The 25,791-nt window shown below is 60.1% G+C and carries 28 protein-coding genes; 25 read left to right on the forward strand and 3 right to left on the reverse strand.

Annotation, left to right across the window (positions count from 1 at the left end; all coding sequences use genetic code 11):
* Positions 1 to 2: 2 nt before the first annotated feature.
* The 15 genes from plsX to ACCC96_RS00175 all read left to right on the forward strand — a co-directional run bounded on the left by plsX (position 3) and on the right by ACCC96_RS00175 (position 13,001).
* Positions 3 to 1,013 carry a phosphate acyltransferase PlsX gene (plsX, locus tag ACCC96_RS00105; RefSeq protein ID WP_413694658.1) on the forward strand — a complete coding sequence of 337 codons (1,011 nt, stop codon included), beginning with the start codon at positions 3 to 5 and terminating at the stop codon, positions 1,011 to 1,013.
* 125 nt (positions 1,014 to 1,138) lie between these two features.
* Positions 1,139 to 2,077, forward strand: a complete 939-nt coding sequence (gene fabD, locus ACCC96_RS00110) for an ACP S-malonyltransferase (RefSeq protein ID WP_258672804.1) — start codon at positions 1,139 to 1,141, stop codon at positions 2,075 to 2,077.
* 16 nt (positions 2,078 to 2,093) lie between these two features.
* The gene (gene fabG / locus ACCC96_RS00115; RefSeq protein WP_413694659.1) at positions 2,094 to 2,837 is read left to right on the forward strand and encodes a 3-oxoacyl-ACP reductase FabG; all 744 of its coding nucleotides are present in this window, start codon (positions 2,094 to 2,096) and stop codon (positions 2,835 to 2,837) included.
* Between the two features lie 192 nt (positions 2,838 to 3,029).
* The gene (gene acpP, locus ACCC96_RS00120) at positions 3,030 to 3,266 is read left to right on the forward strand and encodes an acyl carrier protein (RefSeq protein WP_003175607.1); all 237 of its coding nucleotides are present in this window, start codon (positions 3,030 to 3,032) and stop codon (positions 3,264 to 3,266) included.
* A gap of 109 nt (positions 3,267 to 3,375) precedes the next feature.
* The gene (fabF, locus tag ACCC96_RS00125; protein ID WP_026345954.1) at positions 3,376 to 4,620 is read left to right on the forward strand and encodes a beta-ketoacyl-ACP synthase II; all 1,245 of its coding nucleotides are present in this window, start codon (positions 3,376 to 3,378) and stop codon (positions 4,618 to 4,620) included.
* Positions 4,620 to 5,435 (forward strand): aminodeoxychorismate lyase, encoded by an 816-nt coding sequence (gene pabC / locus ACCC96_RS00130; protein WP_413694660.1) that lies wholly within the window; start codon positions 4,620 to 4,622, stop codon positions 5,433 to 5,435. Before fabF ends, pabC begins: the two co-directional genes overlap by 1 nt.
* A 3-nt stretch (positions 5,436 to 5,438) precedes the next feature.
* Positions 5,439 to 6,620 (forward strand): endolytic transglycosylase MltG, encoded by a 1,182-nt coding sequence (gene mltG / locus ACCC96_RS00135; protein ID WP_413694661.1) that lies wholly within the window; start codon positions 5,439 to 5,441, stop codon positions 6,618 to 6,620.
* Between the two features lie 19 nt (positions 6,621 to 6,639).
* The gene (gene tmk / locus ACCC96_RS00140; RefSeq protein ID WP_007942008.1) at positions 6,640 to 7,272 is read left to right on the forward strand and encodes a dTMP kinase; all 633 of its coding nucleotides are present in this window, start codon (positions 6,640 to 6,642) and stop codon (positions 7,270 to 7,272) included.
* Positions 7,265 to 8,251, forward strand: a complete 987-nt coding sequence (locus ACCC96_RS00145) for a DNA polymerase III subunit delta' (protein ID WP_413694662.1) — start codon at positions 7,265 to 7,267, stop codon at positions 8,249 to 8,251. The genes tmk and ACCC96_RS00145 overlap by 8 nt, the downstream gene beginning before the upstream one ends.
* A 21-nt stretch (positions 8,252 to 8,272) precedes the next feature.
* The gene (locus ACCC96_RS00150; RefSeq protein WP_019650437.1) at positions 8,273 to 8,629 is read left to right on the forward strand and encodes a PilZ domain-containing protein; all 357 of its coding nucleotides are present in this window, start codon (positions 8,273 to 8,275) and stop codon (positions 8,627 to 8,629) included.
* Between the two features lie 14 nt (positions 8,630 to 8,643).
* Entirely contained in the window at positions 8,644 to 9,435 is a 792-nt protein-coding gene (locus tag ACCC96_RS00155) for a TatD family hydrolase (RefSeq protein WP_026345956.1), read from the forward strand.
* A 383-nt stretch (positions 9,436 to 9,818) separates the two neighbouring features.
* Complete coding sequence (locus ACCC96_RS00160; RefSeq protein WP_186611511.1) at positions 9,819 to 10,457, forward strand: TetR/AcrR family transcriptional regulator; 639 nt, start codon at positions 9,819 to 9,821, stop codon at positions 10,455 to 10,457.
* Between the two features lie 146 nt (positions 10,458 to 10,603).
* Entirely contained in the window at positions 10,604 to 11,572 is a 969-nt protein-coding gene (locus ACCC96_RS00165) for a GTP 3',8-cyclase MoaA (RefSeq protein WP_413694663.1), read from the forward strand.
* Between the two features lie 246 nt (positions 11,573 to 11,818).
* Positions 11,819 to 12,424: a DUF4823 domain-containing protein gene (locus ACCC96_RS00170; RefSeq protein ID WP_019650440.1), complete on the forward strand. Its 606-nt coding sequence runs from the start codon at positions 11,819 to 11,821 to the stop codon at positions 12,422 to 12,424.
* Between the two features lie 16 nt (positions 12,425 to 12,440).
* A complete protein-coding gene (locus tag ACCC96_RS00175; protein ID WP_019582739.1) occupies positions 12,441 to 13,001 on the forward strand; it encodes a DUF1285 domain-containing protein in 561 nt (186 codons plus the stop codon).
* Between the two features lie 59 nt (positions 13,002 to 13,060).
* Here ACCC96_RS00175 and ACCC96_RS00180 read toward each other — a convergent pair whose 3' ends face one another.
* Positions 13,061 to 13,933 (reverse strand): esterase/lipase family protein, encoded by an 873-nt coding sequence (locus ACCC96_RS00180; protein ID WP_019650442.1) that lies wholly within the window; start codon positions 13,931 to 13,933, stop codon positions 13,061 to 13,063.
* Positions 13,934 to 14,164: 231 nt separating this feature from the next.
* On the opposite strand from ACCC96_RS00180, the gene ACCC96_RS00185 reads away from it, so the two are divergent.
* The 10 genes from ACCC96_RS00185 to ACCC96_RS00230 all read left to right on the forward strand — a co-directional run bounded on the left by ACCC96_RS00185 (position 14,165) and on the right by ACCC96_RS00230 (position 25,060).
* The gene (locus tag ACCC96_RS00185; RefSeq protein ID WP_413694664.1) at positions 14,165 to 14,881 is read left to right on the forward strand and encodes a FadR/GntR family transcriptional regulator; all 717 of its coding nucleotides are present in this window, start codon (positions 14,165 to 14,167) and stop codon (positions 14,879 to 14,881) included.
* Positions 14,882 to 14,923: 42 nt separating this feature from the next.
* Positions 14,924 to 15,799 carry an SMP-30/gluconolactonase/LRE family protein gene (locus ACCC96_RS00190; RefSeq protein ID WP_413694665.1) on the forward strand — a complete coding sequence of 292 codons (876 nt, stop codon included), beginning with the start codon at positions 14,924 to 14,926 and terminating at the stop codon, positions 15,797 to 15,799.
* Positions 15,800 to 16,072: 273 nt separating this feature from the next.
* Entirely contained in the window at positions 16,073 to 16,891 is an 819-nt protein-coding gene (locus ACCC96_RS00195) for an SDR family oxidoreductase (protein WP_413694666.1), read from the forward strand.
* Positions 16,892 to 17,021: 130 nt separating this feature from the next.
* The gene (locus ACCC96_RS00200; RefSeq protein WP_007942021.1) at positions 17,022 to 18,026 is read left to right on the forward strand and encodes a substrate-binding domain-containing protein; all 1,005 of its coding nucleotides are present in this window, start codon (positions 17,022 to 17,024) and stop codon (positions 18,024 to 18,026) included.
* 65 nt (positions 18,027 to 18,091) lie between these two features.
* Complete coding sequence (araG, locus tag ACCC96_RS00205) at positions 18,092 to 19,636, forward strand: L-arabinose ABC transporter ATP-binding protein AraG (RefSeq protein WP_007942023.1); 1,545 nt, start codon at positions 18,092 to 18,094, stop codon at positions 19,634 to 19,636.
* Positions 19,637 to 19,645: 9 nt separating this feature from the next.
* Complete coding sequence (gene araH / locus ACCC96_RS00210) at positions 19,646 to 20,614, forward strand: L-arabinose ABC transporter permease AraH (RefSeq protein WP_018926203.1); 969 nt, start codon at positions 19,646 to 19,648, stop codon at positions 20,612 to 20,614.
* A 192-nt stretch (positions 20,615 to 20,806) separates the two neighbouring features.
* Positions 20,807 to 21,520: a GntR family transcriptional regulator gene (locus ACCC96_RS00215; RefSeq protein ID WP_026345957.1), complete on the forward strand. Its 714-nt coding sequence runs from the start codon at positions 20,807 to 20,809 to the stop codon at positions 21,518 to 21,520.
* Positions 21,517 to 22,515 carry an ADP-ribosylglycohydrolase family protein gene (locus ACCC96_RS00220; RefSeq protein WP_413694667.1) on the forward strand — a complete coding sequence of 333 codons (999 nt, stop codon included), beginning with the start codon at positions 21,517 to 21,519 and terminating at the stop codon, positions 22,513 to 22,515. The genes ACCC96_RS00215 and ACCC96_RS00220 overlap by 4 nt, the downstream gene beginning before the upstream one ends.
* 156 nt (positions 22,516 to 22,671) lie before the next feature.
* The gene (locus ACCC96_RS00225; RefSeq protein ID WP_413694668.1) at positions 22,672 to 24,138 is read left to right on the forward strand and encodes a purine-cytosine permease family protein; all 1,467 of its coding nucleotides are present in this window, start codon (positions 22,672 to 22,674) and stop codon (positions 24,136 to 24,138) included.
* Positions 24,131 to 25,060 (forward strand): PfkB family carbohydrate kinase, encoded by a 930-nt coding sequence (locus ACCC96_RS00230; RefSeq protein WP_413694669.1) that lies wholly within the window; start codon positions 24,131 to 24,133, stop codon positions 25,058 to 25,060. Before ACCC96_RS00225 ends, ACCC96_RS00230 begins: the two co-directional genes overlap by 8 nt.
* A gap of 42 nt (positions 25,061 to 25,102) precedes the next feature.
* On the opposite strand, the gene ACCC96_RS00235 is transcribed toward ACCC96_RS00230, so the two are convergent.
* The gene (locus tag ACCC96_RS00235) at positions 25,103 to 25,483 is read right to left on the reverse strand and encodes a Rho termination factor N-terminal domain-containing protein (protein WP_413694670.1); all 381 of its coding nucleotides are present in this window, start codon (positions 25,481 to 25,483) and stop codon (positions 25,103 to 25,105) included.
* A gap of 53 nt (positions 25,484 to 25,536) precedes the next feature.
* The gene (locus ACCC96_RS00240) at positions 25,537 to 25,791 is read right to left on the reverse strand and encodes a hypothetical protein (protein ID WP_019650454.1); all 255 of its coding nucleotides are present in this window, start codon (positions 25,789 to 25,791) and stop codon (positions 25,537 to 25,539) included.

Genomic DNA, 25,791 nt, shown 5'->3' on the forward strand with positions numbered 1-25,791 from the left:
CCTTGTCCGCTCAAGTCATCGCGATTGACGCAATGGGCGGGGACTTCGGTCCCCGCAGCATTGTTCAGGCCAGCCTTGCTTGTCTGTCAGCTACGCCCTCGCTGCACCTGACCCTTGTCGGTCAACCCTCCCTACTTGAAGAATTGATCGCTGGCCAATCGGCTGTGGATCGCTCGCGTCTGTCGATTGTGCCGGCGTCCGAAGTCATCACCATGGATGAAAAGCCTGCCCAGGCCCTGCGTGGCAAGCCTGATTCGTCGATGCGCGTGGCGCTGGAGTTGTTGCGTGATGGCAAGGTCCAGGCGTGTGTCAGTGCCGGCAATACCGGTGCGCTGATGGCGTTGTCGCGGTTTGTGCTCAAAACCTTGCCGGGGATCGATCGGCCGGCCATGGTTGCCGCCATTCCGACAGAGAAAGGTTTCTGCCAGTTGCTCGATCTGGGCGCCAATGTCGATTGCAGTGCCGAGCATCTGTTGCAGTTTGCGGTGATGGGGTCTGTGGCGGCGCAAGCCTTGGGTGTCGTTCGGCCACGGGTCGCGTTGCTGAATATCGGCACCGAAGACATCAAGGGCAATCAGCAGGTCAAGCTGGCGGCGACCCTGCTGCAAAATGCGCGTGGCCTGAACTATATCGGGTTTGTCGAGGGCGACGGTTTGTACCGTGGCGAGGCGGATGTGGTGGTGTGTGACGGCTTTGTCGGTAACATCCTGCTCAAGTCCAGCGAAGGCCTGGCGACCATGATTGCCGGGCGCATCGAAGCCCAGTTCAAGAAAAATTTCGCGTCGAAACTGGTAGGCGCACTGGCGCTGCCGCTGATGAAGCGCTTGCAGGCCGAGCTGGCGCCGGCACGCCATAACGGCGCAAGTTTCCTCGGTTTGCAGGGAATTGTCGTGAAAAGCCACGGTTCGGCGGGGGTTCAGGGCTTTCAGAGAGCGATTCAACGCGCTCTGATAGAGATCCAGGAAAACTTGCCGGAACGCCTTCACGGGCGCCTGGAAGATTTGTTGCCTTAGGCGTTTTCGTCAGACAATGCTTAAATGTGACCGCTCAGTTCAATGAGCCATCCAACTGTCAGTTTCTTGCGTTCCCCTGGCGGGACGTCAATTCTCCGACGACAAGATCATTAGGGGCTTGTTACATGTCTGCTTCCCTCGCATTCGTCTTTCCAGGACAGGGTTCGCAGTCCCTCGGCATGCTGGCCGAGTTGGGCGCGCAACACCCGGTGGTCCTCGAAACATTCAAAGAAGCTTCCGATGCTCTGGGTTACGACCTGTGGGCGCTGACCCAGCAAGGGCCGGAAGAACAACTCAATCAAACCGATAAAACCCAACCGGCCATTCTGACCGCCTCGATCGCCTTGTGGCGTCTGTGGCTGGCTGAAGGCGGTGCGCGTCCGGCTTACGTTGCCGGTCACAGCCTGGGTGAATACAGCGCTCTGGTGGCTGCGGGCAGCCTGAGCCTGGGCGCCGCGGTGAAGCTGGTAGAGCGTCGCGGTCAATTGATGCAGGAAGCCGTTCCGGCCGGGCAGGGCGGCATGGCCGCTATCCTCGGTCTGGACGATGCTGACGTACTGGCAGCCTGCGCCGAAGCGGCGCAAGGTGAAGTGGTCAGCGCAGTCAACTTCAACTCGCCGGGCCAGGTAGTGATTGCCGGCGCCAAGGCTGCGGTCGAACGCGCCATCGAAGGCTGCAAGGCGCGTGGTGCCAAGCGCGCCATGCCGTTGCCGGTCAGCGTGCCGTCCCACTGCGAACTGATGCGTCCGGCCGCCGAGCGGTTCGCCGAGTCGATCGCAGCGATCGACTGGCAGGCGCCACAGATTCCGGTAGTGCAGAACGTCAGTGCCGACGTGCCGGCCGATCTGGAAACCCTCAAGCGCGATCTGCTTGAACAGCTTTACAAGCCTGTGCGCTGGGTCGAATCGGTCCAGGCGCTGGCTGCCAAGGGCGCGACCCAACTGGTCGAGTGCGGCCCGGGCAAGGTCCTGGCCGGTCTGAACAAGCGTTGCGCCGAAGGCGTGTCGACCTCTAACCTCAATACCCCAGATGCTTTCGCTGCCGCCCGTGCAGCGCTGGTCTGATCAAGGAGAAGCTTGCATGAGTCTGCAAGGTAAAGTTGCACTGGTCACCGGTGCCAGCCGTGGTATCGGCCAGGCTATCGCTCTGGAGCTGGGTCGTCAGGGTGCCATCGTTGTCGGCACTGCGACCTCCGAATCGGGTGCCGAGCGTATTGCCGCCACTCTGAAAGAAAACGGTATTCAGGGCACCGGCCTGGAACTCAATGTCACCAGCGACGAGTCCGTAGCGGCCGTGCTGGCGAGCATTCAGGAGCAGTTCGGTGCGCCGGCGATCCTGGTCAATAATGCCGGTATCACCCGCGATAACCTGATGATGCGCATGAAAGATGACGAATGGCATGACGTTGTCGATACCAACTTGAACAGTCTGTTCCGCCTGTCCAAGGGCGTTTTGCGCGGTATGACCAAAGCCCGTTGGGGACGAATTATCAGTATTGGCTCGGTTGTGGGTGCCATGGGCAACGCAGGCCAAGTAAACTACGCAGCCGCCAAGGCCGGTCTGGAAGGTTTCAGCCGTGCGCTGGCGCGTGAAGTCGGTTCGCGTTCGATTACGGTAAACTCGGTGGCCCCAGGGTTCATCGACACCGATATGACCCGCGAACTGCCCGAGGCGCAGCGTGAAGCCTTGCAGACGCAAATTCCGCTGGGTCGTCTGGGGCAAGCTCAAGAGATCGCGTCTGTGGTCGCTTTTCTTGCGTCCGACGGTGCGGCTTACGTTACTGGGGCTACAATCCCGGTGAACGGCGGGATGTACATGAGTTAAATGTGACGGATTGCTTCAAAAAAATGTCATACGAGCTGTCTAAAATCCGTTATAAAGCTGCAATCTATTTTATCGGCAGAGGGCCGCAGGGTTTGAGGAGTGAAGCTTTCAGTTGAAAAACTGAAAAGTCTTTCTATACACTTACCCACTGGCCAGCTGCCTGAATTTGTCCATTAGGAGTGAAAACAAGGTATGAGCACCATCGAAGAGCGCGTCAAGAAAATCGTTGCTGAGCAACTGGGCGTTAAAGAAGAAGAAGTGGTCAACACCGCTTCCTTCGTTGAAGACCTGGGTGCCGACTCCCTTGACACCGTTGAGCTGGTGATGGCTCTGGAAGAGGAATTCGAGACCGAAATCCCTGACGAAGAAGCTGAAAAGATCACTACTGTACAAGCAGCAATCGACTACGTTACCAGCCATCAGGCGTAATAGTTTTTAGTCGTCGCTCGCTGTCATGGAAAAACCGCACTGCCATCATGGCGTGCGGTTTTTTCTTTAGGCCTTGTGCGAAGTCGTCATTTGAAAAAAGGAGAGTGCTGTGTCGCGTAGACGCGTCGTAGTCACCGGTATGGGTATGTTGTCGCCACTGGGCACGGATGTGCCGAGCAGCTGGCAGGGCATTCTGGCTGGCCGCAGTGGCATTGGTCTGATCGAACACACCGACCTTTCTGCCTATTCCACCCGCTTTGGCGGCTCGGTAAAGGGCTTCAATGTCGAGGAATACTTGTCGGTCAAGGAAGCCCGCAAACTCGACCTGTTCATTCAATACGGTCTGGCTGCAGGTTTTCAAGCCGTGCGTAACGCAGGTCTTGAGGTTACCGACGCCAATCGCGAGCGTATCGGCGTGGCCATGGGTTCGGGTATTGGCGGTCTGACCAATATCGAAGACACCAGCCGCACACTGCATGATTCCGGCCCACGGCGGATTTCTCCGTTTTTCGTGCCTGGCTCGATCATCAATATGATTTCCGGTTTCCTGTCCATTCACTTGGGTGCACAGGGACCTAACTACGCCATCGCCACGGCGTGTACCACCGGTACGCACTGCATCGGCATGGCGGCACGTAACATCATGTACGACGAAGCCGACGTAATGATCGCCGGTGGCGCCGAGATGGCCGCGTGTGGTCTGGGCATGGGCGGCTTTGGTGCCTCCCGCGCGCTGTCGACCCGCAACGACGAGCCGACCCGTGCCAGCCGTCCATGGGACAAGGGTCGTGATGGCTTCGTGCTGTCCGACGGTGCCGGCGCACTGGTTCTCGAAGAGCTGGAGCACGCCAAGGCCCGTGGCGCGACCATTTACGCCGAGCTGATCGGTTTCGGCACCAGTGGCGATGCCTACCACATGACCTCGCCACCGGCCGATGGCGCGGGTGCTGCGCGTTGCATCACCAATGCCTTGCGCGATGCGAAGATCAATGGCGATCAGGTGCAGTACATCAATGCCCACGGCACTTCGACCTCGGCTGGCGACCTCGCCGAAGCCTGTGCGATCAAATCGGTGTTCGGCGATCACGCCTACAAACTGGCCGTCAGTTCGACCAAGTCCATGACCGGTCACCTGCTGGGTGCGGCAGGCGCGGTCGAGGCGATCTTCAGCGTGCTGGCCATCAACAGTCAGGTAGCCCCGCCGACCATCAACCTCGATGAGCCGGACGAAGGCTGCGACCTCGACTTCGTACCCCACACCGCGCGCAGCATGGATATCGACGTGGTGCTGTCCAACTCCTTCGGATTTGGCGGTACCAATGGCTCGCTGGTGTTCCGCCGGTTCGCTGACTGATGGACAGCTGGGTCGACGGTCAACCGGCTGACGCTTTGTCGCTGAAAGATCGCGGCCTGGCTTACGGCGATGGTCTGTTCGAGACCATCGCCGTCAAGGGCGGGCAGCCGTTGTTGCTGGATCGACATTTGTCGCGTCTGGCCGAAGGCTGTTCGCGCCTGGCGATTACCACCGATCATGAGCTGATCCGCGCGGAGCTGCTGGCCTATGCCGCCGCACTGGGCGAGGGCGTGCTCAAACTCATCCTCACCCGCGGCGACAGCCTGCGCGGTTACGCCCCCGATCCCTCGGCCCAGGCCCGGCGCATTCTGCAAGGCAATCCTCCCGCTGCCTATCCGGCTGTGCATGCGAAGCAGGGCGTGCGCCTGTTCCCTTGTACAACACGGCTTTCCAAGCAGCCATTGCTTGCCGGTCTCAAGCACCTGAATCGTCTGGAGCAGGTTATCGCCCGTTCCGAATGGCAGGACACCGAGCATGCCGAAGGCTTGATGCTGGATCAGGTCGGGCGGGTGATCGAAGGTGTGTTCAGTAATCTGTTCCTGGTGCGCGATGGCGTGCTGGTGACTGCCGATCTCAAGCGTTGTGGCGTGGCAGGCGTAATGCGTGCCGAATTATTGTTTCAAGCCGAGACACTGGGGATCCCCACACAAATCACCGACATTACCCTCGAACAGCTGCAATGGGCTGATGAGGTCTTTGTCTGCAACAGCGTTTATGGCGTTTGGCCGGTGCGCGCCTATGCCGCACTGAGCTGGCCGGTTGGGCCGCTCACCCGTAAACTCCAAACCATTGCCCGTGCGCTACTGGATGCTTGATTCGTGAGACGTAAATTATTGCTGCTGCTGGAAACCGGACTGGTTCTGGCGGGGCTGTTGGCGGGCGCTTGCGCCTGGAAAATCCATTCGGCGCTGGAACAGCCGCTGAACATCGCCCAGGAACAGCTGTTGGAAGTGCCCAAAGGCACTACGCCGAACCGCACTTTCATTCGACTTGAAGCCGATGGCGTCATCAAGGACGCTTTCTGGCTGCGTGTGTACTGGCGCTTCAACCTGGCGGGTCAACCGCTGCACAGCGGCGAATACCGCATGGTTCCCGGCATGACAGTCGAAGGGCTGATCGACCTGTGGAAGCGCGGGGAAATGGTTCAGTACAGCCTGACACTGGTCGAAGGCTGGAATTTCCATCAGGTCCGCGCAGCCCTGGCCAAGGATGAAAAGCTCGAACAGACCCTCAACGGTTTGAGCGACAGCCAGGTGATGGACAAGCTCGGGCACGGCGGGATTTTCCCGGAAGGGCGCTTCTTCCCCGATACGTACCGTTTCGTGCGTGGCATGACCGACGTCGATCTGCTCAAGAAGGCTTACGACCGCCTCGACGAAGTCCTCGCCAAGGAGTGGAGCCAGCGTGCTGCCGACGTGCCCTACACCGAACCCTATCAGGCGCTGATCATGGCCTCGCTGGTGGAAAAGGAAACCGGTGTGCCGCAGGAGCGCGGGCAAATCGCCGGCGTGTTCGTGCGGCGCATGGAGATGGGCATGTTGCTGCAGACCGATCCGACGGTGATCTACGGTTTGGGCGATCGCTATAACGGCAAGTTGACCCGCGCCCACCTCAAGGAGCCGACGCCGTATAACACTTACCTGATCGCTGGCCTGCCGCCGACACCGATTGCGATGGTCGGCCGCGAGGCGATCCATGCGGCGTTGAATCCGGCGGACGGCAACAGCCTGTATTTTGTTGCGCGCGGTGATGGCAGCCACGTGTTCTCCGATGATCTGGACGCCCATAACAATGCAGTGCGGGAGTTCCAGCTCAATCGCCGTGCCGATTACCGTTCCAGCCCGGCACCGATTACCGCGCCGCAGGCAGAGGATGCCCAGGCGCCAATCCCGGCGGCTTCACCCGATACGGCGGCCGAAGACGTGCCACAAGTTGCGCCGAAAGACTCTGCACAAGAGTCTGCGCCAGCGCCAGCGCCCGCGTCGCAAAGCCCGCAATGACTCTGATTAAGGACTGCCTGTGACTGGCTTGTTTATTACCCTGGAAGGCCCGGAAGGTGCCGGCAAGAGCACCAATCGCGAATACCTGGCCGAGCGTCTGCGCGCAGCCGGGATCGAGGTGGTGTTGACCCGGGAGCCGGGCGGCACGCCCCTGGCCGAGCGAATCCGCGACGTGCTGTTGGCGCCGGTCGATGAGGTCATGAACCCTGACACCGAGCTGCTGTTGGTGTTCGCCGCGCGAGCCCAGCACCTGGCGGAGGTGATCCGCCCGGCGCTGGCCCGTGGTGCGGTGGTTCTGTGTGATCGTTTTACCGATTCGACCTATGCCTACCAGGGCGGTGGTCGCGGTTTGTCGCTGGAGCGTATCGCGACCCTCGAAACATTCGTCCAGGGCGATCTGCGCCCGGACTTGACGCTGATCTTCGATCTGCCGGTGGAAGTGGGCCTGGCCCGCGCCAGCGCCCGCGGTCGCCTGGACCGTTTCGAGCTTGAAGGCCGCACGTTCTTCGATGCCGTGCGCAGTGCCTTCCTTGAGCGTGCCAAAGCGGATCCTGCGCGTTATGTCCTGGTGGATGCCGCTCAACCGCTGGCGCAGGTTCAGCAGTCTCTGGATGCCTTGCTGCCACGTCTGCTGGAGTTGACCCGTGGCTGAAGCCTATCCGTGGCAGGACAGTCTCTGGCAGCAATTGGCCGGTCGTGCCCAGCACGCCCACGCCTATCTGCTGCATGGCCCGGCCGGGATCGGCAAGCGGGCGCTGGCCGAGCGGTTGATGGCCAGTTTGTTGTGCCAGCGTCCGACCGCCCAGGGCGCCTGCGGTGAGTGCAAATCCTGTTTGCTGCTGAAGGCCGGTAGTCATCCCGACAACTACATTCTGGAGCCGGAAGAAGCGGACAAGGCGATCAAGGTCGATCAGGTGCGTGACCTGGTCAGCTTCGTGGTTCAGACCTCGCAGATGGGCGGTCGCAAAGTGGTGCTGATCGAGCCGGTCGAGTCGATGAACATCAACGCCGCCAACGCCCTGCTCAAAAGCCTTGAAGAGCCGTCCGGCGACACCGTGCTGCTGCTGGTCAGCCACCAGACCAGTCGTCTGCTGCCGACTATCAAGAGCCGTTGCGTACAGCAGGCTTGTCCGTTACCGAGCGAAGCCATGAGCCTGGCGTGGCTGGCCAAGACGTTGCCGGACTGCTCGGAAGACGAGCGCATTGAACTGCTGACCCTTGCTGCCGGTTCGCCATTGGCCGCGGTCAAATTGCAGGCCCAGGGCGTGCGCGAGCAGCGGGCGCTGGTGGTCGAGGGCGTGAAGAAGTTGCTCAAGCAGCAGCAATCACCGACGCAACTGGCCGAGGAATGGAAAACCATTCCCATGTTGCTGCTGTTCGACTGGTTCTGCGACTGGTCGAGCCTGATCTTGCGGTATCAGTTGACTCAGGATGAAGCAGGGCTGGGGCTGGCGGATATGCGCAAGGTGATTCAATACCTGGCGCAAAAAGCCGCTCAGGATAAAGTCCTGAATATCCAGGACTGGATTCTCGCCCAGCGCCAGAAAGTGATGAGCAAGGCCAACCTCAATCCGGCGCTGTTGCTGGAGGCGCTGTTGGTGCAATGGGTATCCTTGCCTACTAGACTCTGATCATCAGAAATGGAGGTCAGCATGAACGAACCCATCAGTCCGGGGCCGCGCAATGGCATTTTGTCCTTGACCATCAAGGACAGGTCCGTGCTCTACGCGGCCTACATGCCATTCATCAAGAACGGTGGCCTGTTTATCCCGACCAACAAGAGCTACAAGTTGGGTGATGAGGTTTTCATGCTGCTGCACCTGATGGACGAACCGGAAAAGATCCCGGTCGCCGGCAAGGTCACCTGGATTACCCCTAAAGGTGCCCAAGGCAACCGCGCCGCTGGAGTCGGCGTGCAATTCAACGAAGGCGATGACACCGCGCGCAGTCGAATCGAAACCCATCTGGCCGGAGCCCTGAAGTCCGACCGTCCCACTCATACGATGTAAGTTGCAGCCCTTTTATGCTTGTAGATTCCCATTGTCACCTTGATCGCCTCGACCTCACCGCCCACGACGGCTCCCTGGATGCCGCGCTCGACGCGGCCCGTCAGAGGGGAGTAGGGCACTTTCTGTGCATTGGCGTCAGCGTCGACAACGCCGCCGACGTCAAAGCCCTGGCCGAACGCTACGACGATGTCGATTGTTCGGTTGGTGTGCATCCGCTGGACGTACAGCCGGGTGCCGCTCCGGCGCTGGATTGGCTGTTGCGCGAACTCAATCATCCGCGGGTGGTGGCGATCGGGGAAACCGGCCTGGATTACCACTACGAACCGGAAGCGGCAGAGTTGCAGCAGGAGTCGTTCCGTCTGCACCTGCAAGCGGCGCAACAGACCGGCAAACCGGTCATCATCCACACCCGTGGCGCCCGGGCCGACACCCTCGAACTGCTGCGTGAGGCGGCGCTGCCCCAAGCAGGCGTGCTGCATTGCTTCACCGAAGACTGGGACATGGCCAAGGCTGCGCTGGATATGGGTTATTACATTTCCCTGTCCGGTATTGTCACTTTTCGCAATGCCGATGCCTTGCGCGATGTGGCCAGCAAAGTGCCGGCCGACCGCTTGCTGGTGGAAACCGACTCGCCGTACCTGGCGCCGATCCCGTATCGCGGCAAACCGAACCTGCCGCAGTACGTGCGTGAGGTAGCGGAATTTCTGGCAATGTTGCGAGGCGAGCCCTACGAGCGATTTGCCGAGCAGACTACCGAGAATTTCAAGCGGTTATTTCCGTTGGCGCACGTCAGGGCATCGGCGTAACGTTGGAAAAAGTCGCAACCTGTGGCGGGCTTTGCTCTCAAATCGCAGGCAAAAAAAACCCGGGTTCTGGGGGGTGAATCCGGGTTAAGACCATTAGGAGTAAAACAAAGGCACGCAATCCTTTGGTACCTTCATCGGCGCGACACTTGGGGGAGATGCCTCGCCGACAGTTGAAGTATTGATCAGTATCGCGCCGAGTCCAGTTTGGTTGGTCGGGTTTTTAAACAAATTTGGAATACGTGCGCTTCGGTTGAGTTCTCATCAACCGGCGAGGTCGCGTGAATTCATCAAGAAACACATATATGGTCGGATGATCCGTGCATTTTGGCGCAAGTTAGGCATAATACGCGGCTTCGAATTTTGACCCCTACAGACCTTTTCTTATGCATAAAGAACCTCGTAAGGTCCGTGAGTTTCGTCGCCGCGAGCAAGAAATTCTCGATACCGCGCTCAAGCTGTTCCTCGATCAAGGTGAAGACAGTGTCACCGTCGAGATGATTGCTGATGCCGTAGGTATCGGCAAAGGCACGATCTACAAGCACTTCAAATCCAAGGCGGAGATCTACCTGCGCCTGATGCTCGATTACGAGCGCGATTTGAACGAGCTGTTGCATTCCGCCGATGTCGATAAGGACAAGGAAGCCCTGTCCCGGGCCTACTTCGAATTCCGCATGCGCGATCCGCAACGCTACCGGTTGTTCGATCGCCTGGAAGAAAAGGTGGTCAAGGGCAATCAGGTGCCGGAGATGGTCGAGGAGCTGCACAAGATCCGCGCCTCGAACTTTGAACGCCTGACCTTGCTGATCAAGGGCCGGATCAGCGAAGGCAAGCTCGAAGACGTGCCGCCTTACTTCCATTACTGCGCAGCCTGGGCGCTGGTGCATGGCGCCGTGGCGCTGTATCACTCTCCGTTCTGGAGCAATGTGCTGGAAGATCAGGAAGGTTTCTTCCAGTTCCTGATGGACATCGGCGTGCGCATGGGCAACAAGCGCAAGCGCGATACCGACACTCCGAGCAGCTGAGCCATCCAGTTGTCTAATTGCGCCATGAGCCATGATTTAGCTACGTGGCGCAGTACCGCAGGAATATACTCAGGCATAGGGCTTGCTAAAACTTGATTTGTGAGTCAAGTTTTGCGCGTTCGAATCTTCTTTCGCCGGAGTGATCCATGATCGTTGACCGTCAAGGCAGGCGTTTTCGCAATTTGCGGATCAGTCTGACCTCCGCCTGCAACTACGCCTGTACCTACTGCGTGCCCAACGGCAAGCGACTGGTGGCTGCGCAGGATGAGTTGTCGGCCGAGGCGATGGCACGCGGCGTGGCCTATCTGATCGAAGCAGCCGGCATCGAGCGCCTGCGCATTACCGGTGGCGAGCCACTGGTCAGCCCCAAACTCGAAGCCTTCATGACCGCCGTCGGGCAGATGGGCCTGGCGGACATCAGCCTGACCACCAATGGCCAGTTGTTGGCGAAGAAGCTGCCGCTGCTGGTGGATGCCGGCATTCGGCGCATCAACGTTTCCCTCGATACCCTGGACGCCGGGGCTTTCCGCAGCATTGCCCGCGGCGGCGATCTGGCGACCGTGCTCGACGGCATGGCCCAGGCCGCGGCAGCCGGCATGAAGATCAAGGTCAATATGGTGCCGCTGCGTGGGCAAAACCTCGATCAGGTGATGCCACTGCTCGATTACTGCCTGGAACGCGGCTACGAGCTGCGCTTCATCGAGTTGATGCGCATGGGCCACCTGGCCAGCGATTCCAACGCCTTCCTGCAACAGTTCGTCAGCCTTCAGCAATTGCTGAGCCTGATCGGCGAACACTACGAATACCTGCAGGCCGACGCGCCGGTCGATGCCACGGCGGTGCGCTACGAGATCCTGGGGCAGGGCCACTTCGGTGTGATCGCCAACGAAAGCGTCCCGTTCTGCCGTACCTGCTCGCGTCTGCGCTTGTCGTCCACTGGCTGGCTGCATGGCTGCCTGTCGTCGAGCAATCGCCACTATGTCGGCGATCTGCTGGACAAACCTCGTCACCAGGCATTGCCGGCGTTGCAGCGACTGCTGGTGAAGGCTCTGGGGGACAAGCAGGAAGTGGCGTTCTCCGGTGGCGCGACCATCATGAAAATCATCGGCGGCTGATCGGGCCTTGCGGTGAAGGGCGCTTGCTGTGGCGAGGGAGCTTGCTCCCGCTGGGGCGCGAAGCGGCCCTAGAATTATCAAACGCTCCGCATTCCCTGGAACTTACGACTGCTGCGCAGCCGAACGGGAGCAAGCTCCCTCGCCACAGGTCTGTTCAGACTGAAAATGCACATGACCTGAGCTGGCGCGGAAGCTGCATCCCTCGGCCATTCGCCGGTTTTCCGTCACCGGCTTCTGGAGGGAAGGATGCGTAGCCTGGTTTTGCTGCTGGCCGTTTTGGCGCTTGGTGGCTGCATGAATGTCAGCGATATGGCCGAAGGAACTCGCTACCACATGAGCGACGCGGGGCTGCTGGACCACAGCGACAGCCGTCGCGTGAATAACATCCGCATTCAGCCAGATTCGTTCATCTACATCGCCCAGGGCGCCTTCGCGCCGCCGGGTACTGCTTATCCGCGACCTAACGTGGTGGCCGAAGAAGCCTTCAACGGCTTTATCGAATATTTCCCGATGGTCCGCCGTGCCCGCGCGCCGGAAGGCCTCGACGCCGCCATGGGCGAAGCCCGTGCCGCCGGTGCTCACTACCTGCTCTATACACGTTTTGCCAAGGCCGACGACCGCATCGGCAACACGGACGAATTGATCGATCAGGAACGCTCGGATCGCCTCGGGATCGACAGTGGCGTGATTCAGATCATGTTGATCGAGACCAGCACCCAGTATTTGATCGATACTGCACGTATCAAGAGTCGTGGCGGTTTACTGACGTTCCACGATAACAAGCCAGAAGATCTGCTGGGCCCGCCGCTTGAGCAATACGCTCGTAGCCTGCTGGGGATCAGCGACCAGTAATTCAAAGGAGAACGCCATGAGTGGCCCGCAAAAAGCCAATGACCTGTTGGGACAAATCCCCAAAACCAAAGGCTTGCCACCGGTCCACTTGTGGAACCCCGACTTCTGTGGCGACATCGACATGCGCATCGCCCGCGACGGCACCTGGTATTACCTGGGCACGCCGATCGGGCGCAAGCCGATGGTCAAGCTGTTCTCCACCATCATTCGCCGCGACGGCGATGATTACTTTCTGATTACTCCAGTCGAAAAGGTCGGCATCAAGGTCGACGATGCACCGTTCGTGGCGATAGCCGTGGAAGTCGAAGGCGAGGGTGAGGCTCAGGTCTTGCGCTTTACCACCAACGTCGATGAAACCACCGATGCCGGTGTCGAGCACCCCATGCGTGTGGTGATCGACCCGGTGACTCAGGAACCCGCGCCGTACGTGCATGTGCGCAGCAACCTTGAAGCGCTGATTCACCGCAATGTGTTCTACCAACTGGTGGAGCTGGCGGTGAGTCGTGAGATTGACGGGCAGAGCTGGCTCGGCGTCTGGAGCGGTGGCGAGTTCTTCCCGATCGGGCTTGAGCCGTAACGCGCTGAGCGCTGGAAACCAAACGGCCCGTTATTGCAACGGGCCGTTTTTTTATGGGCTTACAAACCCTTGCTCTTGAGCCGGGCGGCATGTTCTAGGTAGAGCATCACCGGGCTCACGTTCCAACTGTTGATCCCGGCCATCTGGTTGACTGCATCAAAGTGGTCCATGGGGTAATCCGAGCGGATCACTTTGCCCAAATGAGAGCTGTAGCGGCCGACCAGCCCATCATTGGCGTGCTTCTCTTTATAAAATAACTGCGACAGCACTTTACAGTTCAAATGGGTCGGGTCGAGGAGTTGCAGGCTTTGAAAGTTCTGCACGATCCCGCTCCAGGAGTAGTAATGCACGCCGTTTTCAATTTCTTTGCCTTCACCACCCCAAACCTTTGGCAGCCCTTGCGGGTATTTGCGGTTGAAGGCGGCCAGGCCTGCGCTGGTCAGCGATTCGAACGCCGCTTGAGGGTCGACGGGATTTTCCGGGTGGCCGCTGATCAACGATATGAAGGTGCCGACTGCGCCCAGCAGAGCCAGTACCAACGCTTCGGGCAACTCTCCGGGTGTCAGCGCCTTGTGCAGTTGGTCGGCAATCTCGGAGCCGTGATTGGGGCAACTGACCGAGGTGACCGACGCGACCTTTTCCGGGTGCAGGGCTGCGACGTAGCGTGCGGCCAGCGGGCCTTGGCTATGGCCGATCAGATTGACCTTGGCGGCTCCCGTTTCCCGCAAAATGCGATTGACGTGTTCGAGCAGTTTTTCACCGCGCTCTTCATTGCCGTTGACGGTTGGAATATTCACGGCAAACACCTGGGCACCTGCGCGCTCCAGGGCTTCCTCGATTTCGAAGAAATACGGATAACCGGCGATTCTGTCGAAGCCGAAAAGACCGTGAACCAACACAATGGGGTATTTCGTAGACGCATCCATGTCCATGTTCATACCTGTCGATAGTGGATTTTAGTGAAGCTGCCTGATCTGTTGCGGGCTAACCGTAGTTTACAAAGCGGGAGGGTTCAAATCCCTTCGATCAAGGCAGGCAAGTCGTTATTTTCAAGGACGCCTGAAAAATCCAATTGACACCCAATCATATGATGATTAGCGTGTGCATCCATCACGAACGGCTTTCGTATCGTTTCGCTTTTTTCACCGGGCGGTGAGGTACCCATGTCCAGCAGTTTTCACGCGTCGACAGTTGATTGGCTAGGGTGCTGGATTGCCGCCGGCCAGGTGAAACCCGGTCAAACCATCAAGGTTGAAGCCGACCTGGGCGAGCAGCTTGGGGTCAGCCGTACGGTCATCCGCGAGGCGATCAAAACCCTGGTGGCCAAAGGCATGCTCGAAGTCGGGCCGAAAGTCGGCACGCGGGTGTTGCCGGTACGGCGCTGGAACCTCTTCGATCCACAAGTCGTCGGCTGGTTGTCGCGCAGCGGTTTGCCGGAAAACTTCGTCGACGACTTGCTTGACCTGCGTCGTACCATCGAACCGATGGCGGTGCGTTGGGCCTGCGAGCGCGCGACGGTGGAACAAGTGCAAGCGGTGCTTCAGGCCTACAACGCGCTGGAACGAGCCGTAGACAGCGGCATCGATTACAACCGCGCCGACCAGTACTTCCACGAGTGCATCCTCGCCGCCAGCCACAATCAATTCATCGAACAAATGGTTCCGGCCCTCGGCGCGCTGCTGGCGGTGTCGTTCGAAGTGTCTGCCGCCGACCCGGACGAACTGCGCCGTACCTTGCCGATTCACAAAGACATGGCCGACGCCATCGCCGCCCGGGATGCCGCACGGGGTGTGTGGGCCTGCATGACCCTGATCGATAACGCCGACCTGGCTATCAAGCGTTTTTACCCCCAAGTCATGGCCGACAAGAAGGCAAGCTGACCAGGCTCGCTCCCAGATAAAAGCAATAAAAAAGGAGGTTTCATGACGTGGACTGCGGTTACGGAGCACCGGGCGCGACTCGGTGAAGGTCCGTTCTGGGATGCACCGACCCAGGCGCTGTACTGGGCTGATATCGCCGGCCAGCAGGCGCTGCGATTGATCGGCGCCAATGTGGAAATCTGGCAGATGCCGGAACACGTGTCCGCGTTCATCCCCTGCGAAAGCGGCGATGCCCTGGTGACATTGAGCAGTGGGGTTTATCGGCTGGACCTGAACTCTCCCGGCCTGGAACCTCGGCTGACCTTGCTCTGTGTGGCCGATCCGCAACCCGGCAATCGCGCCAACGAAGCCCGCTGCGATGCCTTGGGCCGGCTCTGGCTGGGCACCATGCAAAACAACATCGGCGAGCAGGGCGAAGATTTGCCTGTCGTGCGCCGCTCCGGTGGCCTGTTTCGCATCGACCGCGATGCTCGGGTCACGCCGCTGCTTCGAGGGCTCGGCATCCCCAACACATTGCTATGGAGCGACGACGGCACAACCCTGTATTTCGCCGACAGCCTCGACGGCACGTTGTACCAACATTTCATCCATACCGACGGCAACCTCGACACTGCCTGCGTCTGGTTTGGCCCCCACGAACGGGGTGGCCCCGACGGCTCGGCGATGGATGCCGAGGGCTATATCTGGAACGCCCGCTGGGACGGCAGTTGCCTGCTCAGGCTGGCCCCGGACGGTCATGTCGATCGGGTGATCGAACTGCCTGTCAGTCGCCCCACCAGTTGCGTGTTTGGTGGCGAAGACTTCAAAACCCTGTACATCACCAGTGCGGCGAGCCCGCTCAACCACCCGTTGGACGGCGCGTTGCTATCGGTTCGAGTTGATGTGCCCGGAAAGTCTTGTCAGAGGTTTGCGGGCTAAATCCCAAAATATGGGATGTAAAATTATATATTGAGATTTGTTGATGGCCAGGTTTATAGTCGGCCCCATCAGTTACACGCACTCACACTTAAAAAAACAAAACAGGTGAAGTGATGCAGCGATATTCCACCGTCCTCCCTTGGGGTGACAGTGCTTCAGGCCGCCCCGGCGTCCGGGCGTTGTCGCGCCTGCCTGCCTATTCCAAAAAGCCTTTTGACCGGACATCGACAGATGTCTGGTTTTCGTCGTGTCTTAAAACAGGAGTGTTGATCCATGGCTGAGCCTCTTTCCTTGCCACCGGTGCCCGAACCGCCCAAGGGTGAGCGCCTGAAAAACAAGGTCGTGCTGTTGACCGGCGCCGCTCAGGGGATCGGCGAAGCGATCGTCGCGACCTTCGCGTCCCAGCAGGCCAAGCTGATCATCAGCGATATCCAGGGCGAGAAAGTCGAAAAGGTCGCGGCGCACTGGCGTGAACAAGGCGCGGATGTCGTGGCGATCAAGGCCGACGTATCGCGCCAGCAAGACCTGCACGCCATGGCCAAGTTGGCCATTGAGCTTCACGGCCGCATCGACGTGCTGGTCAACTGCGCCGGGGTCAACGTGTTCCGCGATCCGCTGCAAATGACTGAAGAAGACTGGCATCGCTGCTTCGCCATCGACCTGGACGGCGCCTGGTATGGCTGCAAAGCCGTGTTGCCGCAGATGATCGAGCAGGGCATCGGCAGTATCATCAACATCGCCTCGACCCATTCCTCCCACATCATCCCCGGCTGCTTCCCGTACCCGGTGGCCAAGCATGGCTTGCTCGGGCTGACCCGCGCCTTGGGCATCGAATACGCCCCCAAGGGCATTCGGGTCAACGCTATCGCGCCGGGCTACATCGAAACCCAACTGAACGTCGATTACTGGAACGGTTTTGCCGACCCCCAGGCCGAACGTCAGCGCGCCTTCGATCTGCATCCACCGCGACGCATCGGTCAGCCGATTGAAGTGGCGATGACCGCCGTGTTCCTGGCCAGTGATGAGGCGCCATTCATCAACGCTTCGTGCATCACTATCGATGGTGGTCGTTCGGTCATGTACCACGACTGAACAACTTGGGTTTCAGGCGCAAAACTACGTCTGAAATTCAATCATCATACGATATGACTATTGGCTACATGCTTCGACCGCTGTATTGGCTTTCAACTAACGCTCAAAAAAAATAACAAGGAGTCAGCTTATGAAACGTCGTCGTGGGATCCGTTCCCTGTGCTGTGCCGCTTTGGCGGTCACCGCGGTCAGCCTGAGCAGTACGTTGCTGGCGGCCGAGGAAGTGAAGATCGGTTTTCTGGTCAAGCAAGCCGAAGAGCCCTGGTTCCAGACCGAGTGGGCATTCGCCGAAAAGGCCGCCAAGGACAAGGGCTTCACCGTCATCAAGATCGCTGTGCCTGATGGCGAGAAAACCCTTTCGGCCATCGACAGCCTGGCGGCGAACGGCGCCAAGGGCTTTGTGATCTGCCCGCCGGACGTCTCCCTGGGCCCGGCGATCATGGCCAAGGCCAAGCTCAACGGTTTGAAAGTGATCGCTGTCGATGACCGTTTCGTCGATGCCGGCGGCAAGTTCATGGAGGACGTGCCGTACCTCGGCATGGCGGCCTTCGAAGTCGGCCAGAAGCAGGGCGCCGCCATGGCCGCCGAAGCGAAAAAACGCGGCTGGGACTGGAAACAGACCTATGCGGTGATCAACACCTTCAACGAACTCGACACCGGCAAGAAACGCACCGACGGTTCGGTTAAAGCCCTGGAAGACGCCGGGATGCCGAAAGACCATATTCTGTTCTCGGCCCTGAAAACCCTCGACGTACCGGGCAGCATGGACGCCACCAACTCGGCGCTGGTGAAACTGCCGGGTGCGGCGAAAAACCTGATCATCGGCGGGATGAACGACAACACCGTGCTGGGCGGCGTGCGCGCCACCGAAAGCGCCGGTTTTGCCGCGGCCAACGTGATCGGCATCGGCATCAACGGCACCGATGCCATCGGCGAACTGAAGAAAGCCAACAGCGGCTTCTTCGGCTCGATGCTGCCGAGCCCGCACATCGAGGGTTACAACACCGCCAGCATGATGCACGAGTGGGTCACCACCGGCAAAGAACCGCCGAAATACACCGCCATGGACGACGTGACGCTGATCACGCGCGACAACTTCAAGCAGGAACTGGAAAAGATCGGCCTGTGGAATTGAGGGTCGGTTGATTTCATTGGCGGCCCCGGCGACGGGGCCGCCTGATCGGTGTGATGAGGTGGGTTATGCACGCACACGTACAAACAGATGAACAGCGCATTGGCGGCAGCCTGCGCTTCAACGGGATCGGCAAAACCTTTCCCGGGGTGAAGGCGCTGGACGGCATCAGCTTCGTCGCGCATCCGGGGCAGGTTCACGCCTTGATGGGCGAGAACGGTGCCGGTAAATCCACGCTGCTGAAAATCCTCGGCGGTGCTTACACGCCGAGCAGCGGCGACCTGCGGATCGGCGAACAGACGAGGGTCTTCAAATCCACTGCCGACAGCATTGGCAGCGGGGTTGCGGTGATCCATCAGGAGCTGCACCTGGTGCCGGAAATGACCGTGGCCGAGAACCTGTTTCTTGGGCATCTGCCGGCGAGTTTCGGCCTGATCAATCGCAGCGTTTTACGGCAACAGGCACTGGCCTGCCTCAAAGGCCTGGCCGATGAAATCGATCCGCAAGAGAAAGTCGGGCGCTTGTCCCTCGGCCAGCGGCAACTGGTGGAAATCGCCAAGGCGTTGTCCCGTGGCGCGCATGTGATTGCGTTCGACGAACCCACCAGCAGCCTGTCGGCGCGGGAGATCGATCGCTTGATGGCGATCATCGGTCGTCTGCGCGACGAAGGCAAAGTGGTGCTCTACGTCTCCCATCGCATGGAAGAGGTCTTCCGCATCTGCAACGCGGTAACGGTGTTCAAGGACGGTCGCTTCGTGCGCACCTTCGAGGACATGAGCGCGCTGACCCATGACCAATTGGTGACGTGCATGGTCGGCCGCGACATTCAGGATATCTACGATTACCGCAGCCGCCCGCGTGGCGCAGTGGCGCTCAAGGTTGACGGTTTACTGGGGCCGGGTTTGCGTGAACCGGTGAGTTTCGAGGTGCACAAGGGCGAGATTCTGGGGCTGTTCGGCTTGGTTGGCGCGGGCCGCACCGAGCTGTTTCGCATGCTCAGCGGACTTACCCGCAACACGGCCGGACGCCTGGAGTTGCGTGGACATGAACTGAAACTGCGTTCACCGCGCGATGCCATTGCGGCGGGGATTCTGCTGTGCCCCGAGGACCGCAAGAAGGAGGGCATCCTGCCGCTGGCCAGCGTCGCCGAGAACATCAACATAAGCGCCCGCGGTGCTCATTCCACCTTCGGGTGCCTGTTGCGCGGGCTGTGGGAAAAGGGCAACGCCGATAAGCAGATCAAGGCGCTGAAGGTGAAGACGCCCAACGCGGCGCAGAAAATCATGTACCTGTCCGGCGGCAATCAGCAGAAGGCGATTCTCGGTCGCTGGCTGTCGATGCCGATGAAAATCCTGCTGCTCGATGAGCCCACCCGTGGCATCGACATCGGCGCTAAAGCCGAGATCTACCAGATCATTCATAACCTGGCCGCCAGCGGTATTGCCGTGATTGTGGTGTCCAGCGACCTGATGGAAGTCATGGGCATTTCCGACCGCATCCTGGTGCTCTGCGAAGGCACGATGCGCGGCGAACTGACCCGCGAACAAGCCAATGAATCCAACCTGCTGCAACTGGCTTTGCCACGCCAACGCGCTGCCGACGTGGCGAACTGAGAGGTGACTATGACCATCCAAAACAATGCTCTGCCAACCCCGCGCAAACCGCTGGACCTGCGACGCTTTCTCGATGACTGGGTAATGCTGCTGGCGGCCGTCGGGATCTTCGTGCTCTGCACCTTGCTGATCGACAACTTCCTGTCGCCGCTGAACATGCGCGGTCTGGGCCTGGCGATTTCCACCACCGGAATTGCCGCCTGCACCATGTTGTATTGCCTGGCGTCGGGGCACTTCGACTTGTCGGTGGGCTCGGTGATTGCCTGCGCCGGCGTGGTCGCGGCGGTGGTGATGCGCGACACCAACAGCGTGTTCCTCGGCGTCAGTGCGGCGCTGGTGATGGGGCTGATTGTCGGGCTGATCAACGGGATAGTGATTGCCAAGCTGCGGGTCAATGCGTTGATTACCACGCTGGCGACCATGCAGATCGTTCGCGGCCTGGCTTACATCTTTGCCAACGGCAAAGCGGTGGGCGTGTCCCAGGAGTCGTTTTTCGTCTTCGGTAACGGCCAGTTGTTCGGTGTGCCGGTGCCGATTCTGATCACCATCGTTTGCTTCCTGTTTTTCGGCTGGCTACTGAATTACACCACCTACGGGCGCAACACCATGGCCATCGGTGGCAACCAGGAAGCGGCGTTGCTGGCCGGGGTCAACGTTGACCGGACCAAGATCATTATCTTCGCCGTGCACGGGGTGATTGGTGCATTGGCCGGGGTGATTCTGGCGTCGCGCATGACTTCGGGTCAGCCGATGATTGGCCAGGGTTTCGAACTGACAGTGATCTCGGCCTGCGTGTTGGGCGGGGTGTCGCTGAGCGGCGGGATCGGGATGATTCGGCATGTGATTGCCGGGGTGCTGATTCTGGCGATCATCGAGAATGCGATGAACCTGAAGAACATCGATACGTTTTACCAGTACGTGATTCGCGGTTCGATCCTGTTGCTGGCGGTTGTGATCGACCGACTGAAACAACGCTGACGCCCTCCCTTCACCGATCGTTCCTACGCTCTGCGTGGGAACGCAGCCCGGGACGCTCAGCGTCCCAGAAGCGGACGCAGAGCGTCCAATGAGGCATTCCCACGCGGAGCATGGGAACGATCTTCGCGCCCCACAAAAAATTCCTTGCTCGTCTTAACCCGTTTCAGCTATGACAGTACACCCGAGGTGTACATGATTAGACCGGTACGATTTGACAAGAAACAACAGATAGTCGATGAGCTTGTCCGGCGCATCGAAAGCGGCCTCATGGAGGACGGCTTGCTATTGCCGGGTGAACATCAGTTGGCTCAAGAATTCAAGGTCAGCCGCGGCACGCTGCGTGAAGCCCTGGCCGAACTGAAACGGCGTCACTACATCGCCACGCAAAGCGGAGTCGGTTCCATCGTTACTTACGACGGCGTAGTGCTCGATCAGAGCAGCGGCTGGGCCCAGGCGCTGGCGGACAGCGGAGCGTTGATCAATACCGAAGTGCTGCGGCTGGAGGCGGTGACTCGGCCTGACTTGTTGTCACGTTTTGGCACCGATCAATTCGTTACCCTCGACCGGCGTCGGCGCGCCACCGACGGCACGCTGGTGTCTCTGGAACGCGCGTTGATGCCTGCGACCGGAGGCCTGGAAGGCCTGCCGCGAGTGGGACTGATTGATAACTCCCTGACCATCACGCTGGCTGCCTACGGCTATGTCGGCGAGCACGGCGATCAGTGGATCGGTGCCGAACCCTTGAACGCCGAAGACGCCGAGCTGCTCGGGCGTCCGGTCGGCACAGTGTTCCTCAAGGCCCTGCGCACCACCTACGACCGTCAGAACCGTTTTATGGAGCAGGTCGAAAGCCTGCTCGATCCGGTGCACTTTCGTCTGCATTTGCAGTTTGGAACGCCAAAATGACCGCGCTCAACCGTGCCCTCGGCGCGTTCTATGGACTGGCCCTGGGCGATGCGCTGGGCATGCCGACCCAATCCCTGAGCCGCGCCGAAATCAAGGCGCGCTTCGTTGAAATCATCGATCTGCAAGACGCAGGTCCCGATCAACCGATCGCCGCGAATCTGCCCAAGGGTTCGATCACTGACGATACCGAGCAGGCGATTCTGGTCGGCCAGTTGTTGATCGAAGGCGAGGGCCGGATCGAACCGGCGGTACTGGCCCAACGATTGATCGAATGGGAAGCCGGGATGCAGGCCAAGGGCTCGCAAGACTTGCTTGGCCCTTCGACCAAACGCGCGATCGAAATGATCCTCGCCGGCCACTCGCTGGAAGAGGCCGGGCGCTACGGCACCACCAATGGCGCGGCGATGCGCATCACCCCGGTGGGGATTGCGGCCGATGTCGCCGATCCCGAGCGTTTCATCCGTGCCGTGGTGCAAGCCTGTCAGGTGACCCACAACACCACGCTGGGGATTGCCAGTGCGGCGGCGGTGGCGGCGGTGGTTTCCGCCGGGATCAACGGCATGGACCTGGGTGAGGCGTTGAACCTTGGCCAGCAATTCGCGCAGCAGGCTGAAAGTCATGGCCATTGGGTCGCCGGCGGGCGGATCGCCTCGCGTATCAGTTGGGCGCGGAGCATCGGCATCGACAGCGACAAGGCATTGCTGGCGGATTTGCTGTACGACGTGATCGGCACTTCGGTGGCCTCACAGGAATCGGTGGTGGTGTCGTTTGCGCTGGCCCAGCAAGTGGCCATCGGCGAGATGACGGCTTTCGAAGCGCTGTGCATGGCCGCGAGCCTGGGCGGTGACACCGACACCATCGCGGCGATGCTCGGCGCCATGCTCGGGGCCTGTCTGGGGCTTGAGAGTTGGCCGGTGACGATGATCGAGCAGGTTAAAGCGGTTAACTCGTTGGAGTTGGAGCCGTTGGTGCAAGGACTCCTCACGCTACGCTGAGGAACGCACAACCCCCGTAGGAGCTGCCGAAGGCTGCGATCTTTTGATCTTGATCTGCGGCGACTTGACGACCGCTGAAGATCAAAAGATCGCAGCCTTCGGCAGCTCCTACAAGGTAGTCGCCCGCAACCAAAATAATTGCAAGGAGCATTTTTCATGAGTTCATCGAGCGCCGGACAAAGTGCCGGACAACTGGAAACCCGTGGCATCGAACCGGTGCCGGAGGGGGAGTGCAACGGTCATCCGCTGCAACTGTTCTGGGTCTGGTTTGCAGCCAACATTTCCATTCTCGGCTTGCCGTTGGGTGCCACGCTGGTGGCCTTTCGCGGCCTGGCGATCTGGCAAGCGATCATCGTCGCGATCCTTGGTGCCGCCGGTTCTTTCGCGGTGGTCGGGATCATCTCCATTGCCGGTCGTCGTGGTCGCGCACCGAGCCTGACGTTGTCGCGAGCGATCTTCGGCGTACGCGGCAATATCGGCCCGACGCTGGTCTCGCTGATGTCGCGTCTGGGCTGGGAAACCGTTAACACCACCACCGCCGCGTTCGTCTTGCTGTCGCTGTGCTCGATAGTGTTCGGCTCGCCGGTGGAAGCCAAAAGCGCGCCGCTGCTGACCCTGGTGTTCATCGCGATTTTCGTGCTGCTGACGTTGTCGGTGTCCGGCCTCGGCCACGCCACATTGCTGGTGATCCAGAAATGGGCAACCTATGTGTTCGGTGCGCTGAACATCCTGGTCGGCGGTTTCCTCTGCGCGACCATCGATTGGAGCGCCGTATTCAATGCCACGCCAGCACCGCTGAGCGCGATGATCATCGGCATCGGCACCATGGCCGCCGGTACCGGGATCGGCTGGGCCAACGCCGGCGCGGACATGTCGCGCTACCAGCACCGCAGCGTCAAAGCGGTGCGCCTGGTGGCGTCGGCGGCGTTCGGTGCGGGGATTCCGCTGGTGCTGCTGATCACCCTTGGCGGTCTGCTGTCGGTGGGTAACAACGATCTGGCCTCGGCCACTGACCCGATTGTCGCGATCCGCGACATGCTGCCGACCTGGATGGCGGTGCCGTACCTGATCACCGCGTTCGGCGGGCTACTGCTGTCGAACAACCTGTCGGTGTACTCCGCCGGTTTGACCACCTTGACCCTCGGCCTGAAGGTCAAGCGCGTGTATGCGGTGGTGGTCGATATCATTGCGATCTTCGCCGGCTCGATCTACTTCATGCTGATCGCCGAGAGCTTCTACGGTCCGTTCATCACCTTCATTTCCTTGCTGGCGGTGCCGATCACGGCGTGGGTCGGAATCTTCTTGGTCGACCTGATCCATCGTCATTACTACAGCCCCAAGGACCTGCTGGACGTCAGCCCGAGCAGCGCCTACTGGTATCGCGGCGGCGTCGAGTGGCGTGCATTCGGTGCGTGGGCGGTGGCGATTGTGTTGGGTTTCAGCTTCACCACCATTGGCACCACTGAACAAGATGTCTGGTTCCGGGGCTTCCTGTCCGACTCCTGGCTGGGCCACAACGGTCTGGGCTGGATCGTGACGTTCGTGGTGGCTGGCGGGATTTACTGGGCGCTCGGCGGTGCTAAGGACCGTCGTACCGCGTTGCTCGAGCCTGCGCATGTCTAGGCTGCTGCACACCGGCCAGGTCATCATCGACTTGGTCATGGCCGTGGATAAACTGCCTCATTCGGGCGGTGACGTGTTGGCGCAATCCGCCCGTTTCGAGGCAGGCGGCGGCTTCAATGTGATGGCCGCGGCCCAGCGAAACGGCTTGCCGGTGGTCTACCTCGGGCGCCATGGCAACGGCCGTTTTGGTGATCTGGCCCGGGAGGCGATGACGGCAGAAGGCATTCGGATCGGCATCGCTCACCGTGCTGAGCGCGACACCGGGTTGTGTGTCGCACTGACTGAAGCCTCGGCCGAACGCACGTTCATTTCCTGCATCGGTGCCGAAGGCGAATTGACCGCCGAAGACTTGGCGAGTGTGCCGGCCGAGGCGGGCGACTTTGTCTATGTCAGCGGCTACAGCCTGCTGCATGACGGCAAGGCTCAGGTGCTGGTGGATTGGGTGCTGGAGTTGCCGGACGGGATCAAAGTGGTATTCGATCCGGGACCGTTGGTGGATTCGCCTGACGCACCGCTGATGAAGGCCTTGCTGCCGCGCATCGATCTGTGGACCAGCAACCGGGTCGAGGCGCTGTGGTTTACCGGGGCGTCGGACATTGCCGAGGCGTTGAATATTTTGGCGGATCAGTTGCCGACGGACGCCCTGATGGTGGTTCGCGATGGGCCGCAGGGTTGCTGGATCAGCCAGCATGGCGACCGTCAGCAGGTGCCGGGATTCAAGGTCTCGGCCGTCGACAGCAACGGTGCGGGGGATGCCCATGCCGGGGTGTTTGTGGCCGGGTTGGCGCAGGGCTTGTCGGCGGCTGAAGCGGCACGGCGGGCGAATGCGGCAGCGGCGTTGGCGGTCACTCGTTGGGGGCCGGCGACTTCGCCGGGGGCGGCTGAGGTGGATGCGTTGATCCTCGAGACTTTTAGCGCCTGATCAGCCGCCATCGGCCCTCAAATTCACCCTCAATCCTGACTTTCAACCCGCCTTGCGCAACGCCTCGATAAGCTCTTGCTTGCGCATGCTCGAACGCCCGGGAATCCTCTTCGCCCGGGCTTCCTTCATCAGGCTGTCCACCGTCTGCGTATCGCGTGAAGCCTTGCTGTTGCGCGGTTTGCCCTCACGGGTGGCGACAGCACGGCGGGCTGATTCCTTGCGATCGGCGGACTTGGCCGCGGCCGGTTTTTTGCGTCCCGAGCCGCCGGCGCGCTCACCGCCACCCGACTGCTTGTTCACCGTCGCCCAGGCGCGAGCCTCGGCTTGATCTTTCGACACGCCTTTGCGTTCGTAGCTTTCTTCGATGTGTTCGGCCTTGCGTTTCTGCTCGGCGGTGTATTTGTCTTTGCTTCCACGAGGCATGGGATTTCTCCTGGCTATAGGAGCTGGCGCAGGCTTCGCCAGCTCCTGCGCGGCTAGTTATCCAGTTTGCGCGCCGCCTCAACCCCAGCGGCGCTGAGTTTGATCGGCAGGCTCAGCGAGTGCTCGCCGGCTTCGTTGCAGATCACATGACCGTGCTGGATCAGCCCACGCTCCTGCAGAGTAGCAAGGGTGCTGGCCACGACTTTCTCCCCCCGGTAATTGTCCAGAACCTCCTTGCCCAAGCCGCTTGGATGGGCATGCAGCAGGCGGGTCAGGACTTCTTTTTCCAGGTTTTTATCGACGTTCAT

The sequence above is a fragment of the Pseudomonas sp. Pseusp11 genome (assembly GCF_047304405.1).
Taxonomy (GTDB): domain Bacteria; phylum Pseudomonadota; class Gammaproteobacteria; order Pseudomonadales; family Pseudomonadaceae; genus Aquipseudomonas.